The following is a 20,613-nucleotide window of genomic DNA, read 5'->3' on the forward strand; positions in this document are numbered from 1 at the left end:
GGTATTAATTTTTAAAAATCCGCTAATCTTGCCCGAATAATCATCTACAAAAGAAAGGTGTAAAATAGTATCGTGGCCCTGTAGGGTTTTATCGAGCAGCTTAAAACTGTGTGCCGTGGCAAAATGACCTTGGGGGTTTAGGATAGTTTGGTCGCGGCCAGAGGCCGGTAGAAAACCTCACCAGCGGGACGCTGGCGAGAACTTTTGGTTAACCGCACAAGTAATTTTGCCTTGGTATTATGCATCAGAGATAAAAGAAGAAGGCTGGAAATATTCCAGCCTTCTTCTTTTAAAAACACTACTAATAACCGGGGTTTTGTTCTGCTGCTTTATCGGTTTCGGCTAGCGGAGCGCCATTTTTCCATAAGCGGTCGATGTGGTCTTGCGGAATGGGCCGTAACTTATGTTTTTCTTCAATCCGTTGGGCTTTGGGATTAAACAGTTTTACCCGCTCTACCAAGGTTTCGGTGCGCTGCAAATCGTTCCAACGGTACAGTTCGCCCAGGAGTTCGCGGGTTCTTTCGTTTAAAATAAAATGAATAAACCGGGCCTGCTTGGTTGTGGCCGATGGTGGATATTTTTCGGCGGGTACGTTGTTTTCAAACTGGGTTTCCGTTACGGTTATTTCATTATAGGTGCTGTTTAGGTCGCCTTTGGTACCACCTTCGGTAAACCAATATTCCTGGGGTTTAGCCTCGCCGGCTTTGTAAGCCGCCCGCTCACGCAGTTTGTTAATATATTCCAGCGCTTTGGTATAATTGCCTTTACGGCCGTGCGCCTCTGCTCCAATTAAATAGGTTTCGCCGAGGCGGGCCAGAATACCGTCGCGGGTACCAAATTCGGTGGTAATATCAGCGCGCAGCGGATCCAGGAATTTAAGCAAGGTCGGGAAATTCTGCTCGGTGTATTTATTCCGCGGAATCCAGGTATAAGGGCGGCGGGCAACGGCAGCATCGCTTACGTTGTTGTGTAAAGTTACGTAAACTGCGGTATCGCCTACTCTAAATTTAGGCCGGCCTACTAAACTGGGATTGGGAGCCGTAGCGGCGGTCCAGGTGGGTGGCGTACCTCCATTGCTAAAGTAAGTTAGTTTAAAGCTTTTGTAAAACCGCGAATCGTTTTTGCGGTCGAAAATATCCAGCGCGTAATCGGTAGGCATTAAGCGCCGGAAAGGACGACCGTTGGCAATATCGCGCACCATACCCGGAATTACATCGTAGGTCATTTGGTAATACAGGTGCACCCGGTTACCGGCTCCGTTTAGTAAAAGCGCATTGGTATTAAACTGCGCGGCAAATATTACTTCGTTGCCGGCTTGCTGTATGCGGTCTTGGTTCTGAATATTCCATAAATCGGCGTAATTATTTTGTAATGCATATTGGCCGGAAGTCAGTACCAAATCGGCGTAGTAAGCGGCGCTGTCCATGTCGGTAGGTTTCTGGCCCCGTTGCTCGGTAACTGCACTGCCGCGGGTTAAGTAAGCGCTGGCCAGAAAATGACGGGCAGCCCCTTTGGTAGCGCGGCCCATCTGGCTTTGGGTAGCCGGCAAAATAGCTTCGGCTTCGCGTAAATCTTTAATAATTAGCTTATACACTTCCGGAACCGGCGAACGGTTAAACTCTAACCGAATGTTGGTAGAACCTTCCAGCACCAGCGGAATAGCCCCAAACTGTTGCACCAATTTAAAATAATAAAAAGCCCGCAGAAAACGTAGTTCGGCAATTCTTAAATTTTTACCGGCATCGTCTTTTAAAACACCGGTACCCGTAATATTGGGTATGCCTTGTATGGCCAGGTTGCAGCGGTTTATGGCACTGTAATATTCGGTCCACATATCGTGTATGTAACCGGCGGCTGTACTCGGATTTAGTTCCGGCCCATAGGTGTTCCAGAATTTAAACTGGCCGTCGGCGGCGTTCATGTACTCATCTACGCCGTAGTTGTTCATGGTAAAGCTTTGCTCGCCATTAAACGTCCAACGCAAACTACTGTACGAGGCGTTAATCAAATCTTCCATACCTCGCTCCGTGTTGTAATAACTATACGAAACCGTAGATACCAGGTCTTCCTCTAAATAATCTTTGCAGGAAGGTGCTACCAATAGCGTTCCTATCAAGGATAAATATATACTTATTTTTTTCATGAAATTTCTGCTGATTTAATACAAATAATATGGTTTGCGTAACCGGTATTAAAACCCGATGCGTACCCCAAATTGTAAACTCTTATCGCTAAAGTTGGTACCTACTATCTGGTCGCCCAGAATCTGAGACTGCGTACGGGCTGTAGACGAAACTACCGGTGTATAAGAAAACTCCGGGTCCATGCCTTTGTATTTGGTAAAGAGCAAAGGATTAAACGCCGATACATAAATATTCAGGCTTTCCATTTTAAGCCGCGAGGTAATATTTTGCGGGAAATTGTAGCCCAACGTAACGGTGCGTAACTTTACAAATGAGGCTTTGGTTACTAAATAAGAATCGGGGTTTTCAGGACGCTCCTGGTCCATATTGGGGCGCGGATACACATTGCTCGGGTTGGTGGGCGTCCAATATTCTACATCCCGATCGGGGTAGCGGCCGGTTAAGGTTGGGCGGTACCACGAACTCCGGACCGACTGGCCAATGCGGGCGTAAAACAAAAACGATAAATCTATGCCTTTGTAGTTAATGGCATTGGCAATACTGCCGCTCCACTTGGGTACGTTAGTACCTAAAATTACCCGGTCCTGCTGGTTAATAACGCCATTGTTGTCTAAATCCTGAAACTTGCCCTGACCCGGAATTTTGCCATAACGGGCTGCTTCATCTACTTCCTCAGACTGCCAAACGCCAATGGGGTTAACATCGTAATACACCACAGTAGGTTGCCCAATAAACCAGCGGTTACCAATATCGTCGCGTTCACCGCCATAGAGTTCGGTAATTTCTTCTTTGTTGCGGCCATAAATAACATCGGTAGTCCAGCGCAGCCCACCGGGGGTATTCAGGTTTACACTCGATAAAGATACTTCAAGACCCCGGTTGCGCACGGCACCAATATTTTCCTGCACAAAACCAAAGCCGGAGGCCGTGGGTACCTGGCGGTCCATAATCAGGTCGGTGGTGTTAGATTCGTACACATCTACGGTACCGGTAAGGCGGTTGCCTAAAAACGCAAAATCAACCCCGGCATTCACCATAGCAGTACTCTCCCATTTTAAATTAGGATTGGCAATCTGGTCGGGCCGGAAGCCCCAGGCGGCAGCATCGCCGTAGGTATAACGGGTTTTGGCCAGGGCACCCTGCGTGGTATATGGGCTTACGGCGGAGTTACCGGTTTTACCGTAACCTACCCGCAGCTTTAAATCGTCCAGAACGGCAATATTGCTTAAAAAGCTTTCTTCTTTCATTTTCCAAGCCAAAGCAAAAGACGGGAAGAAATCCCACTTTTGACCGGGCGCTAAAACCGAAGCGCCATCGTACCGTCCCGAAACCGTCAATAAATATTTATCGCGGAAAGAATAATTTACCCGGCCCATCCAGCTAAATAATTTGCGTTCGTTGTAATCTGTGTCGAAAGATTCGGGACCGGTATTGTTGGTAGAACCCAGTTTATAAAATTGCTGCGAGTCGTAAGGCAAATTATTTACCTGAATAGCCGAAGACTCGAACCGATCTTTCTGAATAGATTGCAGCGCGGTTACGCTTATGCTGTGCTGTTCGTTAATTTGCTTGTTATAAAAAAGCAGATTTTCGAGTACGTAGGCAAAACGTTGTTCCTGGTCGTAGTTGGCCTGGGAAGCCGCCCCGGTGCGCTCGCTGGTAAGCGAACCGTAGTACACCCCACGGCGATATTGCCTAAAATCCGGACCAAAGTTGGCGCGGTATTTTAATCCTTTCGCAATATTTACTTCGGCGTAATAACTACCAAAAAACCGATTCGTCCGCCGGTTTTCGGTGGCGTTGGTAATATTATACAGCGGGTTATAAATTAAGGCATCGTTACCGGGTAAGGGAATTAAGTTGCCTTCGGCATTACGGGGTACGGCAATGGGCAATTGACCTACCGCCCGACCGTATAAATCGGTACCGTAATCCTGGTCGGCCAGACTGGCGGTACCGGAACCGCCTACTTTAATAGCCTCGCTTATTTTATACTCTATTCCCAGGCGTACATTGTACCGCTCGTAGCCCATGGCTTTAATGGTGGGTTTCTCGTTAAAATATCCCAATGATAAAATTACACTTATTAAATCGGAGCCGCCCGAAACGCTCACCTGGTGGTTTTGGCGCACCCCGGTTTGCAGTACCATGTCGGCCCAGTCGGTGGTTCTTACTTTACTGGGGTCGTAAATAGGAATTTCGGTTATGCTGTTGGGGTTTATCAGGCGAGCCAGTGCGGCGGCATTGCCCCGGTAGCGAATTAAATCCTGCTCGTAATATTTCTGAAAAGCGGCACGTTCTTCGTCGGTAACGGGCCGGGTTTTGGGTATGCGGTTATCCTTGTCTAACCATTCGTAACCGGCTGCCACCGATTCCCACATGTTCAGGTCGGTCGATAAATTACCACCCGTGCTACTAAAATCTTCGTTGGGGTCGGCATAAGGGTAACGATATGTTTTTCCGTTGCTGTTGCGCCGGGCCTCGCGCCGCAGCTCTATCCATTCGCCGCCATCCATCATATCCAGCGGAGCTAGCGGCTTAGATAGTCCAACGTAGCCATCGTAATTAACTTTAGCTTTGCCGGATTTGCCTTTTTTGGTGGTTACCAATATTACCCCGTTAGCCCCCCTCGAACCGTAAATAGCCGTGGCCGAAGCATCTTTTAATACTTCTACCGATGCCACATCCGCCGGGTTAAAATCGTTTATACCCGAGCCTTCGGCCAGCGGGATGCCGTCTACCACGTACAAAGGGTTGTTGGTAGCTTTTAAAGAACGATTACCCCTGATGCGGATAACCGGTGCCTCGCCGGGCCGGGAATTATTCTGCGATACATCTACCCCGGCGGCCCGGCCTTGTAAAGCCTGCGAAACGTTAGCCACCGGTACTTCCTGGATTTTTTCAGCCGATACCGACGACAACGAACCGGTTACATCGCTTTTTTTAACGGTACCGTAACCTACCACTACCACTTCTTCCAAAGCTTTGGTATCAGACGCCATCGATACATTAAGCGTAGTGCGGTTGTTTACCGGCACCTCCTGCACTTTATAACCAATAAAAGAAAAGACCAAAGTTGCATTACCGGTTGGTACCGTTAAGGTATAACTCCCGTCAGAATTTGTAGTAGTACCGTTGGTAGTGCCTTTTATTTGCACACTAACTCCCGGCAAGCCTTCGCCTTTTTCGTCGGTTACCCGGCCCTTAATGGGCACATCTACCATTACCGATAAATTGGAGCTCCCCCATTCAGTTATTTTATTTCTATCCAAATTAACAGTGGGCTTTACTGCATTCAGATGTTTGGCATTATCTTTACTATCCGCAATAGAAGTATTGCTGGGTTTAGCTACCGCTGACTGGGGCCAGCCTCCGGCTAAGGAGATGGCCAAGGCCAGGTACGGCACAAAGTGTACTTTTTTTTTCATTTGAAAATTGTTTAGTGTAGGAAATAGGGGTTGTATTTAGCAAGGAACTGAGTAATTATATCAAAAAAATTTAAAATTTCCATCCTGCTCTAACCGGTTTAATCTTTAGAAACAATATGAATTTTCAAATTTTTCAAAAAGACAGTTATTCCGATATAAATTCTCTGGGCTATTCCGAAAGACCTTAGAAAAATATTCCTTTCGTGCGTTAAAAAATAATTTTTAATTAATAAACCGGCTTGGCTAATTTGCAGAGGCTTACAACTTTGGGCTTTTAGCTAAAAATTCACTTTATTGGGCGGCACAATATTTTGCCATCTAAAGTATAATTAATACACCCGTTTACCCAAACATCTTTTCTAAACTAACCACGTATTGTACAACACCAAATATTGTTAAACCACGGGTTAAGAAATAAAGTTAAATTTTTATGAAAAGGGAATCGCACTGGAAATCTAACTTTTTAATTTACCTGATTGTAACCATTATTTTCCTGGTTTTAATTGTTGGTGGTATATTCTTATTCCGCAAATAACATTGGGTTAATTTTGTTTGAATCGTGGGTAAGCGGTTAAAGTTACCGGACCCAGTAATCCCGAAGGCATGGGGTTCCAGGCCGAGGCATCAAAAGGTTTATAATTAATGTTAACAAAATTGATTTCGTGGTACCGCCGCCAGGCTATTTTTTGCTGATCCAGGTAGCGGATACGGTTGGCCATTAAATTAACTACTTCTACCCGCAGGGTATTTTTACCGGGTTTTAAATATTGCCCAACCCGCGCCCGGAAAGGAATACTCCATAAAATACCAACTTCCTGCTCATTAAGCCAGACCCGGGCACTTTCGTTTACCTGACCTAAATCCAGCACGTATTCGCCAGATTTTTTACCTGGCAAGTTAAAGGTAAGGGTGTACGCACCGGAACCGGAAAAAAATTCAGCGTTATTATCGGGGAGCTGGGTCCAGGAAATTAGTTGTTTTAATTTTTGCGGAGCGGGTAAATGAGGGCCGCCTTGCGTAAATTGCAACGCCCATTCGCCTTTTATTTCCTGCGGAGAATTGCCGTTTTCGAGATATGGCCAAGCCGTTAAACCGGTAGCTGCTGATTTCAAAGTTTTCAATATTAAGGCTTCGCCCGCTAATAACTGTACCTTAACCTGGGTTTGGGTTTTGTTTTTTGCAGTTTGGGCTAATCCCGCTTGGCCGCTTTGTGGATCCATGAGTACAACAGCGGCCGCCTCGGTATTTAGCGTTAAGGTGGTATAGATGGGCTGGGCAGTATGATTTACCAGGTAATAATACTTGCCTTCGGGAATTTCGCGTCGGATAAATTTAAGTCCCGTATCGGTTAAAGTTTCGCGGTTTACCCCGACAGCGGCCAAAGCTTTAGGAACATTATTGCTTAACAGGATTTGTCCTTTACCGGTTTTAAATACCTGAATCCCACTGCCTGACTCAGTAAATTTAAGCGAACCGATAAGTTGATTTAACTGCAGGCGCTGGTTTGCCAAGTCGTGTTGCCCCGGAACATCTGCGGGTAGTTGTTCTATTATTACTGTAGCCCCGGCTTTAGCCAGTTCCAGAATATTTGCAAAGGTTTTTAAAGGTATATAGTTGGCCTGGGGCACGAGTAATACTTTATGGCTGGGTGCTGTTGCACTGGTTTGAATTAACCCATTGTTTACGGTAGCCGTAGCCAGCATGCGGTCCGAAATAAAGTCTAAAGCATAGCCGGTGGCCATTAAGTTTTTTACCTGCTTGTAAAAAGGTGTGGGGTGTAGCCATTCGTCGATGGCATGCACCGTAAAAAGTTTTTCGCGGCCTTCCGGCTGATTCCAATAATCATAAACGGGCCAATATACCACCAGCTCGTTATCGGGTTGGCCTGCTTGCAAAACTGATTGCGTACGGGCAATATAATCGTTAATACCCCGGAAATGCGGCCACAAACTATTAGCCGGGGTAAGGTTTAAAGAAGCATAAAATAACCAACCCGGCCAGGCCACATCGTCCGGCGAATACGTTACGCCGTGGTAAAACACATGGTTTATACCCGCTAAAAACGCCTGTTCTACTTCGGGTTTGCACTGCGCAAACGAATTTTTAAAATGTTCGCCCAGCCAGGTAAATGTTTCGCTCGATACCAGGTTTTTACCAGCAGCATGCGCCCCCGAAGAAGCAAATTTTAACATAATAGGGTCCGGATCAACGTTCCGGATGTCGGCACTGTCGCGGCGCAAACCTGGAATCGGGAAATAACTGGAACCAAAGGTTTCGCCTTCCGGAATATCTACGGCGGCGTACAAATCGAGTAAATTACCTGGCGAGCCGTGGGCCTGGTTTTTGGTAATACTTTGGCGTTGGTGGGCCCAATTAGTCCAGGGACGCGTAAAATTATACAGCAACAACTCTCCCATAGTTTCCCGGTAGTCTGCTTTCAGGCGGGCAATTGCTTCTGTTTTTTCTTCGCTTACCAGTTCCCGCAGGTAAGGCGCCAGATTGTACCCGCGGCGTTTTTTAAACTCATCCAGAAACGAAGGCGTCCAATCGGCCCCGTAAACCTCATAACTATCGTTATAAAAAGCCCTTACACCGTGGTTATTGGGGCCAAAGGCCTGGTTAAAGCGATCCAGGTAAGCCGCCACCGCCTCTTTATTCAAATGATCGAGGGTAAAACCCACCCCACCGGGCGCAGCCCGTTTTACCATTTGCCTAGTTTTACCGCTAAACGCCGCGTATAGGTCCCAATTACCAGATTTTGGCTGCCAAAGCAATTTCCCGGCGGGCGTTACTTTATCGGTAATATTTAAAACTTCGCCTTGGTTGCCGTAAGCCATTAAAGCTACCAGCACCACGTCCTGAGCGGGCTGTTTGGGGTCTGTAACCGTAATGGTGTTTGATAGTACTTGTCCGGCTTTTAGCGCATATTTCTGAATAATAAGTTTAGAAGCGGCAAACCCAGGCTTTACTTGCGGTCCGCCAAAAGGCCAGCCAGTGCCTTGGGTCAGGTCTACACCCATACCCTGTTGCTGGGCAGTTTTTACCGTAAAATCGAGCATTTGCATCCACTGCGGAGACAAAAATTCCAGGTAGCGGTTCTCGTGGCCTATGGCCCCGTAAATAGGTGCAATTTCTACGCCTCCCAGGCCGGCCTGGGCATATTCGGTTAGCAAGCGGCTAATATTTTTTTCGTCTACGGCGCTGCCCATCCACCACCAACGGGTCCAGGGGCGGTTTTCTTTTTTTATTTCGGGCCATACGCCGGCATTTGCTTTAACTTCTAAATTGGGAGCAGGTAAATTAGGGGCAGTTTGGGATGGCCGGCAATGAAATAAAGCCGCTACGCTTAAGGTAATTACCCACCTGAATATATTTTTTCGTACGGCCATTTAAATTAAGAGTAGATGTGGTTGATATTTAAAGAGAAAAGCAAAACGGCCATTATATAAGCTACCTATCTATTCTAAATAACTTAAGGTAAGTAAAAAACTTCTTTTAAAGGAACTGAAACCGGCGAATTATCAGGGTTGGTATCCATTATATCGGCCATGTAAGCCCACCATTTCTGCACAATGGCGGTACTACCCAAATCTTGCGACGAATGGCCCGCTTGTTTTTGCACGGCAAAAAGGGTATTTGTATCGGTATCCAGAAAAATTGAATAATCGCTTACGCCTGCATCTTTGAGTAGTTGCGCCAGTTCGGGCCAAATTTCGTTGTGGCGTTTTTGGTATTCGGCTGCATAGCCCGGCTTTAACTTCATTTTAAAGGCAAATCGCTGCATAAACTTTAGTGATATGGTTTAGAAGTATTTTGCTAATAAATAAAATTTATCTCAAATAAAATTCACTTCAACATTATTCTTTTCATTCCTGCCGCTATTTATATCAGTTTGCTTAAAGGAAACTATTTATATTTAAAGGCAAGAATATAATTTTATTGATTACGATACCACCCCTAACAGCTCCCGAATTTAATCTTTTAAAAAGGCTAAAGTATAATTCTACGCACGAAAGGCTATCCTGCAGTATCCTGTTACGGGTATTTATTTCATTTAATATTCTGTGCCCTGGCAAAATATTTATAAAAAAAACTTTTTAGTTATATAGATTTTCCACAGAATTATTATATTGAACGGCTCTCCTGAAACCCTGAAATACTGTTCTTAAACGCTTAAAACTATGGTTGCTACAAGAAATTTTATTTTCCTTTTTTTGTGCCTCTTTGGTTTGGCCGCCTGCCAGCAAGAGGTAAAAATTTTGAAAGGGCGGGTATACGAGATAACCGGGCAAGTAGCTAACTGCGAAGGGTGCGAAGTAGTTTTGCAGCTTTTTGATTACAACCAGTATAAAACAGTAGACCAAACGCCTATCGAAATAGATACGGTGCAAAACGGCACTTTTACAATAACCGGTAGAATTACCCGGCCGGGATTTTACGAAATTTTGATTAAAGAACCCAAAATCAGTAATCCGGTTTCGGCGAGAATTTATTTACCTACCCGCTCGGTAAAAATTACGGCCGATGTGCAGGGCCTGCCCAACTCCAACCAACTTGTTGGCCAAACCAACCTAGTTAGACCGGGCACTTTCAGTAAAATAAAGGTCAGTTCATCTTCGCCGTTACAGGAAAAGATAACCGAATATTATTTAATACAGGATAGCCTTAGTTTAGAATATGAGAAAAAAGATGCCCTAACAATAAAAATGTTCCGGGCTACTTTTACCTCAGAAAACCGGCAATTAATGAACGCCTGGGCCGATTCGGTGCGACTAATGCCTAATCAGTACCTGCACTTTAAAGCAAAGGCCGCCGATGAATTTATTCGCCGAAACCCGGAATCGGAAGTTGCTATATTGGCCATGTTGGAAAATATTCACGAAAGCTCCACCCATTACCGGTTTAAACAATATTTTGAAGCCTTACCCGTAAACCAGCAAAATACTTACTATGGCCAAAAACTGGCACAAAAACTAAATCAGCCTCCTAAAGCCAAAAAAGCCCGTCAGTCGTGGGTTGGGGGCAAAATAACGTATTTAAAAGGCAGAACCCCGGCCGGCGAAGAAATAGATGCGCAGCAAATATTTAAAGAAAATAAATTTACGCTTGTAAATTTCTGGGCTTCGTGGCACAGCCATTCCCGGTCACAAATGCCGGAATTTCAGAAAGTTTACCAGCAGCACCAAGATCAGGGCTTTGAAATTATTGCCGTTTCCTTCGACCGCAGCCAATCGGCCTGGACCCAGACCATTGCCGATGCCAAATTAACTTTCCGGCAAGTATCGGAGCTAAACGGCGATTTGGCGAGTGAGTACAAACGGTTCCGGATAAGAGAATTACCATTTAATATTCTTTTCGACGAGAATGGCACCATGGTAGCTGTAGACCTCACGCCGCAGGAACTGGCAGCGAAATTAAAGAAATCTTTGTAAGGGTTTGATAAAATTAAAAAGAGCCGCAGTTTTGGTTTAAATTCAATAAACTTCCGGATTTTAGGACTATTTTAAATAAAATATTATTGACATTTGATAGTTTAAGACATAATACTGGCGTAGGGTTCTTCTGCCTAGAAGGCATTACAGGCAAAAACCAGGTTGGGTTTAGTATTTGCTTATCTAACGCAACCAGAAGGTTCTTAACATAATACAGGAGCGGGAGTCTTGGGCTAAGCTACCATGCAACTTAATATTGAGTATTTATTATAGACCGGTGTATTTTTTTCAACTTAAAACCCATAAAAAATGCCTCGCCGTTTTGCAACAGCGAGGCTGGTAATTTTAAGGTTTTCTCCTTAATAAATCAAAGAGAATTGCGGCGGATAAGGGTGAAGGGGTTCCGAATTTTACCAATTCGTTTATTTAATATCATGTAAGCGGCGGTTTCGCCCATTTTTTCGTGGTCTGTAGAAATTACTGTAATACCATTGGCCAATATCTCTTTAAGCGGGGTATCGTTGTAAGAAATAATGCCAATATCCTGGCCCAGTTCTAAATTATTAACCCGGCTGTATTTTATCAGGTCTACCAAATCAGTTTCTTCCAGCACAATAAAGGCGGTTTTGGCCGAAATAGATTCTTCGTCGAGGCCATCTACAATGCTGCAATCGAAAGAAGTTTCCTGGCAAAACCGCTGAAAACCTTTTACAATTTCGATGGGGTAATGAATATCTTTGGGGTACACCAGCACCAGCTTTTGGTATTTGTATAATAAATCAATACCTGAGTGCAAAGCATTATTAATATCTCTTTCAAAATCCTGGTAAATGGCGGCACATTCGCCGTTGTAGCGGTCTATGTTTTTATCGAGCAAAACCAGTTTTTGCGGCGGAATCCGGAGAATGGTTTCCATAATGGTGCTGGCGTGCTCGTAAAAATGTGGCATAATTACAAAGTAATTATACTTATTCAGGTTTTCTTTAATCAGGTTTTCGCAAACCTGGCCATCGTAATGATGAATTTGCAAATCGACAATGGCGTTCTCGCCGAGGCTTTTTAAAAGCGAATAGTAAATGGTTTTTTTATAGGCGCTTAATTTGTTAAACAGCAACAGCACCCGGATTCTATTCACCGAAAATTTTTGGCAGATATAGTTGCCTTTGCCCCGCACGGAGTTAATAATACCCCGCTCCCGCAGTTCTTTATACGCTTTCTCAACGGTATCGCGCGAGAGATAATACATCTCGCTGGTTTCGTTTATAGACGGAATACGCTGACCATGTTTTAAAATTCCTTCTTCAATATCGGCAATAATGGCATTAACCACCTGCAGGTATTTAGGCGTGGTTGAGGTTTCGTCAATACGGTCCAGAAGTTCCATGCTCGCGTAGTAGCTAAACTGAGTATATGAGCTATTCTGTTTTAAATTTAAAAATAAATTCGAATTATTTAAATTTTTAAGCAAAAATATTACCTTAAGCAACCATTATTTTTAAAATTCTTCAATTATAGTATTTAAACATTATTAAACAAATTGGTTATTCAATATAATTTGAGCTTTATAAACCAGCTATTATTGTAATTTTATTAACCAAACAGACAGAATATTGAATAGCTTTGTATTTGTTAATTATTTTGTTGTGCTTTGGTTGAGCAGCGATTAAATACGGGCGCTATGGAGTTTAAAATAGGTCTGGGGCGTAAATCGGGTAATAGCTTTAAAGGCGCGATTAAAATTCGAGAAATTCCCAAAACCACTTTCTAAACTTACCTGGGCAATACTCAGGCGGTCTTCCATTAACAATTTACAAGCGTGGCCTACCCTTATTTCGGTTATAAACTGTGAGTACGTTTTGCGGGTATGGGTTTTAAAATACCGGCAAAAAGCGTTTGGCGATAAATGGGCTACGGCCGCCACCTCGTCGAGCTTAATTTTACCGGCAAAATTGACCAAGGTATAAGCGTAAATTTTTGCCAGCCGCCGGGTATCGGTTTCGTTTAAAGATACCTGAAAACCCGCACTGGATAAAAACACCGTTTCAGTAGATTCGGCAATTTGCTGCAGCATTTGTAATAGTAAAATAATGCGGTTTAAACCCTGGGCCGTGGTTAACGCCTGCATTTGTTGGCCAATAATTTCCTGGGTTTGGCCTTTAATCTGGATGCCCCGCCGGGCTTTGGTAAATAATTCGCGTAGGTTAGCCAACTCGGGTAAATTTAAAAAGTTGTCGCCCCAAAAAGCGGCATCAAATTGCACTACCGTGGCCTGGCAACCGGGCGCACCGGGTTCTGGCCCTACCGGGTTTTCGCTGCGCCAAAAATGTGGCAGGTTAGAGCCCAATAATATTAAATCGCCCGCTTGGAAATGCTGGATGCTGTCGCCTACAAACCGGATGCCGCTTCCCGCTTGCACGTAAGTTAGCTCTAATTCGGCGTGGTAATGCCACTGGTTATAAAACAAAGGATTTACCTGCGGCCGCACAGCAAAAGATTGTTCGGGAGCAACTTCTACTTTAAGCAAAAAAGGCTTCATACATTAATTTTAACCAGTTCTGGCTGGTAAAAGGTAAATTTATGGTAATATATCATTAAATCTGGTTAAAAAATTGGTTTTACCCTACAGCTCTTTTCTTTTTATTTGTAACCGAAGGTTTAGTTAAAAGCAGCTTGTAAAGAATTATTCCTTTATTAAATAAGAAAGCCATCCAGCGCAGCCGCAATCTTAAAATATATTATCTTGGCTGATGGAGAATGACCTTAACTAAACTACCACCACAATTTGTAATTTAAATCAGCGCAATGCTTATGAAGGTAGGATTATTTATTCCGTGCTACGTAGACCAGTTTTACCCCCAGGTAGCCATTGCCACCCTGCAATTATTAGAAAAATTAGGGGTAGACGTGGATTATCCTTTAAACCAAACCTGTTGCGGGCAGCCCATGGCCAACTCGGGTTTTGCCAGCTACAGCAAAGGCTGCGATGCTTTATTTACTCAAAATTTTGCTCAGTACGATTATATTGTATCGCCGTCGGGGAGTTGTGTACTGCACGTAAAAGACCACCTGCACGATGCTAAAAATCCGGCGGGCGCCCAGCACATTCGCCGGCACATTTACGAACTCTGCGAATTTTTAACTGATGTACTACAGGTAAAAGAGTTAGAGGCTTCTTTTCCGCACAAAGTAGGTTTTCATATTAGCTGCCACGGCCAGCGCGGTTTGCATTTAACCCAAATGTCGGAGTTGGTGGCCGAAGATTTTTCCAAACCCGGTTATTTATTGAGTATGGTAAAAGACCTACAGCTAATACCTTTAAACCGCAAAGACGAGTGCTGCGGCTTTGGCGGCACCTTTTGCGTATCGGAAGAAGCCGTTTCGGTAAAAATGGGCAAAGACCGGGTGCAGGATCATCTAGAGCACGAGGCTGAATTTATTACCGGCGGCGATGTATCTTGTTTAATGCACCTGGAAGGTATTTTGCGCCGACAGCAAAGCCCGGTTAAGGTAGTTCATATTGCAGAAATTTTAAACGGCCAAACCCATGGATAAACTTAAACCCACCCCCGACCACGCCACTGCCGCCGAAGAGTTTTTAAAAGACGAAGAACGTGCCAACTGGCACGACCAGGCCCTTTGGTTTATCCGGCAAAAACGTGATGTAGCTTCTAAGCAAATACCCGATTGGGAACTTCTGCGCGAAACAGCCTCGCAAATAAAACTAAACGTACTGGGCAATTTAGATAATTATTTAGAGCAGTTCGAGAAGAATGCCCTGGCTAATGGTATTCGGGTGCACTGGGCCGCCAATGCTGCCGAGCACAACCAAATAGTATTAAATATTATCCGGGAAAACAATATTCAGAAGCTGGTTAAAAGCAAATCGATGCTGACGGAAGAATGCCACCTGAACGATTATTTGCTGGAACATGGCATTGATGTAATTGATACCGATTTAGGCGAACGGGTAGTACAACTGGCACAGGAGCCGCCCAGCCACATTGTTTTGCCGTGTATCCATAAACGCAAAGAAGAAGTTGGCGAGCTGTTTCATATTCATTTAGGAACCGAAAAAGGAGCCAGTGACCCGGCTTATCTTACGGAAGCGGCCCGCCAGCATTTACGCGAAAAGTTTTTAACCTCAGATTTAGCCATAACCGGGGTTAATTTTGCCATTGCCGAAACTGGTGGTTTTGTAGTGTGTACAAACGAAGGCAACGCCGATATGGGTGCGCACCTGGCTAAAGTGCATATTGCCTGTATGGGCATCGAAAAAATAATACCTAAAGCCGAGAACCTGGGGGTATTTTTGCGCTTACTTGCCCGGAGTGCTACCGGCCAGCCCATTACAACCTACTCCAGCCACTTTCACCGCCCGGCACCCGGCCAGGAAATGCATTTGGTGCTGGTAGATAATGGCCGCAGTGTACAGTTGGGCCGTCCCGATTTTTACCAATCGCTTAAATGTATCCGGTGCGGGGCGTGTATTAATACGTGTCCGGTTTACCGGCGTAGCGGCGGCCACAGTTACCATTATGCTATATCCGGGCCTATTGGGGCTATTCTGGCCCCCAACATGGATATGCGCCAGAATGCCGATTTGCCTTTTGCCTCTACCTTGTGCGGCTCTTGTACCAACGTATGCCCGGTTAAAATAGATATTCATAACCAATTGTACCAATGGCGTCAGGTGCTGGCGGCCGAAGGGTATGTGCCGCAAAGTAAAAAACAAAGCATGAAAGCCATGGCTACTGTTTTATCTAATCCTAAATTATACCGGGTGGCCGGTAAATCGGGAAGGTTTATGATGCGCTTGCTACCGGGCTTAGCCAATAATAGAACGTTTAACCCCTGGGCGAAACAACGCGAAATGCCGGCGCCGCCCAAAGAAAGCTTCCGGGATTGGTACATCAAAAACAAAAAGAAAAATGACTAGCCGCGAAAAAATATTAACCCAGGTGCGCCGGAATAAACCCGCCACGGTTCCCCTGCCCCAAAACGTACCATTTGCCACCGTAGCCCCCGAAGAAAAATTAAATTTATTTACCAAGAGTTTACAAGGCGTAGGCGGCGTGGTGCACCTGGTAAAAGATTTAAACCAGGTAGGCCAGGAACTAGAAAAAGCTTTCCCGGGTACTGAACGCCTTTTAAATACGGTACCGGGTATTCCGTACGGCCTGGCTCCTACCGCTGCTCTGGCCGCGGGGCACGTGTTACAAAACCTGGAACTGGCCATCGTGGCTGGCTCATTGGGCGTAGCCGAAAATGGAGCTATTTGGGTTTCCGTTGCAAATTTACCGACCCGGGTTTTGCCTTTTATTTGTGAACACCTGGTTTTGGTACTACCTGCCGCTAAAATTGTAGGTACCATGCACGAGGCCTATGCGGCTTTGCCCCTGCCTTTCCCCGATTTTGGGGTATTTATTTCCGGTCCGTCGCGCACCGCCGATATTGAACAATCGCTGGTAATTGGTGCCCACGGTCCTAAACGCGCCCATATCTTTATTGTAGAGGATTTTAACAACAGCCTTTAATTTACGCGAAAATTGCTTAGGTAAGTTTATCAACGGGGTGGCGTCCAAATCGGTTATAACTGGTTTACACCCGTGTAAGCCAGGTTTAAATATTACCTTTTAAGGACCGGTTACATTTTGCTGATAGTAATATTTATTTTAACTTGTTAGCGAAGGCCATAACCGGCCTTTTTGCTTAACTTCATTGCATGAAAATACCCATTATTATTGCGCTGGTTTTATTATTTTTTATTCTTATCCGCTCGCGGGTAAAGAAAAGAAAATAATTACGGCTATCTTATTAGTAACAGTACCCGCTTTCTGATTAAATATTTTAAGACATCCCAACGGCAAAGGTATATTTTATGAAAAATATTATACTTATACTATTAGCAGTAAGCACCTTGGTAGCCTTTACTTTGCCGGATAGGCCTTTACGCCAGGGAGCTAAAAACAAAGCCAAAAGCCTTTTTAACGGTAAAGATTTAACCGGCTGGCACATAGATGTGCCCGAGATGGATAAAGACGCCAAGGCCCGTAACCCGTTTATTGTGCGCAACGGCATGTTGGTTAGTTTGGGTTCGCCGGGTGGCCACCTGATAACCGATGCCCAGTACCAAAACTTTCGCCTCGAACTGGAATACCGTTTTGCCGGCAAACCCGGTAATTGTGGCGCCTTGGTATTTGTATCTACGCCCCGCGCCCTTTACGACATGTTTCCGAAATCGATAGAAGTGCAAATGATGCACCAGAATGCCGGCGACTTTTGGTGCATCCAGGAAGATATCTCCGTACCGGATATGGAAAAGCGTCGCGGGCCAAAAGAAAAATGGGGCGTAAACGGCGATAAACTGCGCCGCATTCCTAACTTAACCGATGGCTCCGAAAAACCGTTGGGCGAGTGGAATGCCTTAACAATTGAATGCGTCGGCAATAATATTAAGGTTTGGGTAAATAACGATATGGTCAATCATGGGTTTAACGCCACCGCCCAACAAGGCCAGATTGCTTTACAATCCGAAGGGGCCGAAGTGGAATTCCGAAAAGTGCTGCTGACACCGATTGCCAAAATCAGAGAATGAAATCAGGTTCATTTTTTTTAGGAGCTAAGGACATGTTTAAATTTGGCCTAATTCAATTAAATAAGTCCTTTTACAAGAATTTCAGAATAATATTGTCCGCAGGTAATCGATTAAACTCCTCCGGAATGATCGTGAAGAAGAGTAAAGCGTTTCTTTATCCGTTATATCTTAAAAACAAGACATATATTCAAAAGATATAAAATGTATATTGTCTTTATACCTTTTCACTAAATCTCTATTTATAATAGAGACAACCGCTGTTCCCGCTTCTTCAAAAAGCTTATTTGGCTACTAAAATATATTCCCATGAAAAGAAGCAATATTTATGCTTTACTCCTAATGCTCTGGAGCATAATGCTATTAAACAACGCTACGGCATTGGCGCAAGCTTACGATCCGCAGTTGCTGTGCCAGGGCCGCTACTTTACCGAAGCCGAAGGCAAAGCCGCCCTAGAAAAATTTGCTGCAACTTACCACAACCGGAAAGAATGGGAGAAACGGGCCGACCGCATCCGGCGCGGAATTATTGAAGGAGCTAACCTGGCTGGCTTACCCACCCAAACGCCCCTAAACCCCATTGCGCACAGCAAACGAACCTATAATGGCTATACCGTAGAAAATATTGCCTTTGAGAGTATGCCGGGCATATTTGTAACGGGTAATTTGTACCGGCCTGTACAAGCCCAAAAATCTTATGCTGCCATTTTATCGCCGCATGGGCACGGCCCCGACCCACGCTTTGGCGAATCTGTGCAAAAACGCTGCGCGGCGCTGGCCCGGATGGGGGCCATTGTACTGGCTTACGACATGATTGGTACTGCCGATGCTTCCCAAACAACGCACAAACACCCCCTGGCCTTGCAAATTCAAACCCACAACAGTCGGCGGGCCGTAGATTATTTACTTTCTTTACCGGGTGTCGATAAAAACCGGATTGGGATAACCGGCGAATCAGGTGGCGGCACCCAAACCTTTTTGTTAACGGCTCTCGATAAAAGAATCTCTGTTTCGGTACCGGTAGTAATGGTATCGGCTTACTTTTTTGGCGGCTGCACCTGCGAAAGCGGTATGCCCATCCACAAAAGCACCGACCACCAAACCAGCAACGTTGAAATTGCTGCTTTAGCGGCCCCGCGGCCCATGTTGCTGGTTTCGGACGGTAAAGACTGGACTAACAATACGCCCGAAGTGGAGTACCCTTATATTCAGAATATTTACCGGTTGTACGGCAAAGAAAACCTGGTCCAAAATATACATTTACCCACCGAAGGCCACGATTATGGGCCTAATAAACGAAAAGGCGTTTACCCGTTTCTGGCTCAACACCTGCAGCTTAACTTAGCCAGCATACAAAATGCCCAAGGCGAAATAGATGAAAGTTTTATTACCGTAGAAAAGCCAGATGTACTGCGGGTTTTTAGCACCGCTCACCCCCGTCCGGCGCGGGCAGTAGTCGGCGACGAAGCCGTAACCGCCCTGCTTAAATCGTACGCAAAAAAATAATTCTAACTGCTACAAAGTAGCATTATTGGTCTATTTAAAACTGAAATGGACTTAATAAAATTCTTTCGCGTTAAACTATATAGAAATCTTTGGAACAGAACCCCAGTAAGCTTGTCGTGTGAATAAAGTTGTAACCATATTAAACAAGTTTGGCCTTACCCTTCAGATAGTTAAAACCGCCTTTGCCGCAGCCTTTTCCTGGTTTGTTGCCACCCAATTGCTGCACTCCGATTACCCATATTTTGCAACGGTAGCGGCTATTATTACCGTTCAGGTTACCGTCGCCGATTCCGTTGACAAAGCCACACAACGCATTATTGGGATTATTGGCGGCGTTTTGCTCAGTATGTTACTGGGGCATTGGTTTCAGATTAGCGCCGTCTCTATTTTCTTCATTATTTTAATTGGTATGGCCATTGCCAAGGCCCTGCGGATGAATAACCAAATAATTTCGCAGGTGGCTATTAGTTCGCTGCTGGTGCTGGCTTTTGGGCAAACCCAGGAAGGTTATGCTTACGAGCGGATTATCGAAACCATTTTGGGCTCGGGCATTGCAGTACTCATTAACGCTTTAATTGTGCCGCAAAATGCCGTACCCGATGTCGAGCGTAGCTTAAATACGTATAGTAACCTTTCGGCCGCTACCCTGAGAAGTTTAACCAGCTTACTTAACGTACAGGATACCAGCCTTAAAACCGGCCGGACAGAAGTAGATGCCTTGCTTAAAGAAGAAGAAAATTGCCGCAAAGCGTTGGAACTGGCCGAACAAAGCCTAAAGTACAATCCTTTACTGTCACACAAAAGAGCACGCCTGGCCCAGCTCACCGAAGGCATTCACCAACTGGTCCGGATAACCATTCAGATTCGGGGTATCCGTCGCAGCCTGTCCGATTTAAGAATGAAAAAGCCTATTCCGCTTTCCCAACCCGAAGCCCATTGTCTGCAAATAGCCATGGAAGCTACCGCCGATTGTATCTTGGTTTACGGGCAAACGGCCATTCTGGCGTCCGAAGAAAACCTGAAAAACTTAGAAGGCACCATTCACCAGGCATTATTGGCCCAGGACCATTGCCTCCAGAACTTAAATAAAATTACCTCGCTGGCCACCTTACGCGATATTGGCAGCATTCTCACCGACTTGGGCCGGATAGTTTCGGAAGCCGGCAGCCCGACCCCCACATTTGCGCCGCCCGTGCCCACCAAAGATAAAGTAGAAATCTAGACCTAATTATTTGATTTTAACCAGAAAAATATTAATTTTTAGTTGATTTTAAAGGAATCATGTCCTCCTGGTAAATGTCTACCGCAGCGCATTTTACAAGCCAAAACTACTAACTAAATACTCCACAGGCTTATAATTTGGGTAATTTCTATTGATAAAGTCAGTGTTTTACGTGCACCAGATTTTAATAACTTAAATTTTGAAAGATTAGCTTAATTATTAACCTTATTGTATATTCAGGCTTTAAAGCACCTTAAAATGGCAAGCCATTAAATGACGTTTTAAGGGC

13 protein-coding genes are annotated in these 20,613 nt (G+C 44.9%); 7 read left to right on the forward strand and 6 right to left on the reverse strand.

Annotated elements, in window-relative coordinates; all coding sequences use genetic code 11:
* Positions 1–301: 301 nt before the first annotated feature.
* The 4 genes from ACO1R6_RS06000 to rhaM all read right to left on the reverse strand — a co-directional run bounded on the left by ACO1R6_RS06000 (position 302) and on the right by rhaM (position 9,356).
* Positions 302–2,143 carry a RagB/SusD family nutrient uptake outer membrane protein gene (locus ACO1R6_RS06000; protein WP_486263049.1) on the reverse strand — a complete coding sequence of 614 codons (1,842 nt, stop codon included), beginning with the start codon at positions 2,141–2,143 and terminating at the stop codon, positions 302–304.
* Positions 2,144–2,191: 48 nt separating this feature from the next.
* Entirely contained in the window at positions 2,192–5,572 is a 3,381-nt protein-coding gene (locus ACO1R6_RS06005; protein WP_486263051.1) for a SusC/RagA family TonB-linked outer membrane protein, read from the reverse strand.
* 542 nt (positions 5,573–6,114) lie between these two features.
* The gene (locus ACO1R6_RS06010) at positions 6,115–8,961 is read right to left on the reverse strand and encodes a glycosyl hydrolase (protein WP_486263053.1); all 2,847 of its coding nucleotides are present in this window, start codon (positions 8,959–8,961) and stop codon (positions 6,115–6,117) included.
* 83 nt (positions 8,962–9,044) lie between these two features.
* The gene (gene rhaM / locus ACO1R6_RS06015) at positions 9,045–9,356 is read right to left on the reverse strand and encodes an L-rhamnose mutarotase (protein ID WP_486263055.1); all 312 of its coding nucleotides are present in this window, start codon (positions 9,354–9,356) and stop codon (positions 9,045–9,047) included.
* Positions 9,357–9,753: 397 nt separating this feature from the next.
* Between rhaM and ACO1R6_RS06020 the strand changes: the two genes are divergently transcribed.
* Entirely contained in the window at positions 9,754–11,004 is a 1,251-nt protein-coding gene (locus tag ACO1R6_RS06020) for a redoxin domain-containing protein (protein ID WP_486263057.1), read from the forward strand.
* A gap of 367 nt (positions 11,005–11,371) precedes the next feature.
* Here the strand turns inward: ACO1R6_RS06020 and ACO1R6_RS06025 are convergent, their stop codons facing one another.
* Together ACO1R6_RS06025 and ACO1R6_RS06030 are read right to left on the reverse strand one after the other, a co-directional pair.
* Positions 11,372–12,388 carry a GntR family transcriptional regulator gene (locus ACO1R6_RS06025; RefSeq protein ID WP_486263058.1) on the reverse strand — a complete coding sequence of 339 codons (1,017 nt, stop codon included), beginning with the start codon at positions 12,386–12,388 and terminating at the stop codon, positions 11,372–11,374.
* A gap of 279 nt (positions 12,389–12,667) precedes the next feature.
* Positions 12,668–13,540: an AraC family transcriptional regulator gene (locus ACO1R6_RS06030; protein ID WP_486263060.1), complete on the reverse strand. Its 873-nt coding sequence runs from the start codon at positions 13,538–13,540 to the stop codon at positions 12,668–12,670.
* Between the two features lie 272 nt (positions 13,541–13,812).
* Between ACO1R6_RS06030 and ACO1R6_RS06035 the strand changes: the two genes are divergently transcribed.
* The 6 genes from ACO1R6_RS06035 to ACO1R6_RS06060 all read left to right on the forward strand — a co-directional run bounded on the left by ACO1R6_RS06035 (position 13,813) and on the right by ACO1R6_RS06060 (position 20,324).
* Positions 13,813–14,556 carry a (Fe-S)-binding protein gene (locus ACO1R6_RS06035; RefSeq protein WP_486263062.1) on the forward strand — a complete coding sequence of 248 codons (744 nt, stop codon included), beginning with the start codon at positions 13,813–13,815 and terminating at the stop codon, positions 14,554–14,556.
* Positions 14,549–15,940 carry a lactate utilization protein B gene (locus ACO1R6_RS06040; RefSeq protein WP_486263064.1) on the forward strand — a complete coding sequence of 464 codons (1,392 nt, stop codon included), beginning with the start codon at positions 14,549–14,551 and terminating at the stop codon, positions 15,938–15,940. The genes ACO1R6_RS06035 and ACO1R6_RS06040 overlap by 8 nt, the downstream gene beginning before the upstream one ends.
* A complete protein-coding gene (locus ACO1R6_RS06045; protein WP_486263065.1) occupies positions 15,933–16,538 on the forward strand; it encodes a LutC/YkgG family protein in 606 nt (201 codons plus the stop codon). The genes ACO1R6_RS06040 and ACO1R6_RS06045 overlap by 8 nt, the downstream gene beginning before the upstream one ends.
* Before the next feature lie 344 nt (positions 16,539–16,882).
* Positions 16,883–17,599, forward strand: coding sequence for a 3-keto-disaccharide hydrolase (locus ACO1R6_RS06050; RefSeq protein WP_486263067.1), 717 nt, complete (start codon positions 16,883–16,885; stop codon positions 17,597–17,599).
* Between the two features lie 306 nt (positions 17,600–17,905).
* Positions 17,906–19,102, forward strand: a complete 1,197-nt coding sequence (locus ACO1R6_RS06055; RefSeq protein ID WP_486263069.1) for an alpha/beta hydrolase — start codon at positions 17,906–17,908, stop codon at positions 19,100–19,102.
* A 118-nt stretch (positions 19,103–19,220) separates the two neighbouring features.
* The gene (locus ACO1R6_RS06060; RefSeq protein ID WP_486263071.1) at positions 19,221–20,324 is read left to right on the forward strand and encodes an FUSC family protein; all 1,104 of its coding nucleotides are present in this window, start codon (positions 19,221–19,223) and stop codon (positions 20,322–20,324) included.
* Positions 20,325–20,613 lie beyond the last annotated feature (289 nt).

It is taken from the genome of Adhaeribacter sp. (genome assembly GCF_057359045.1).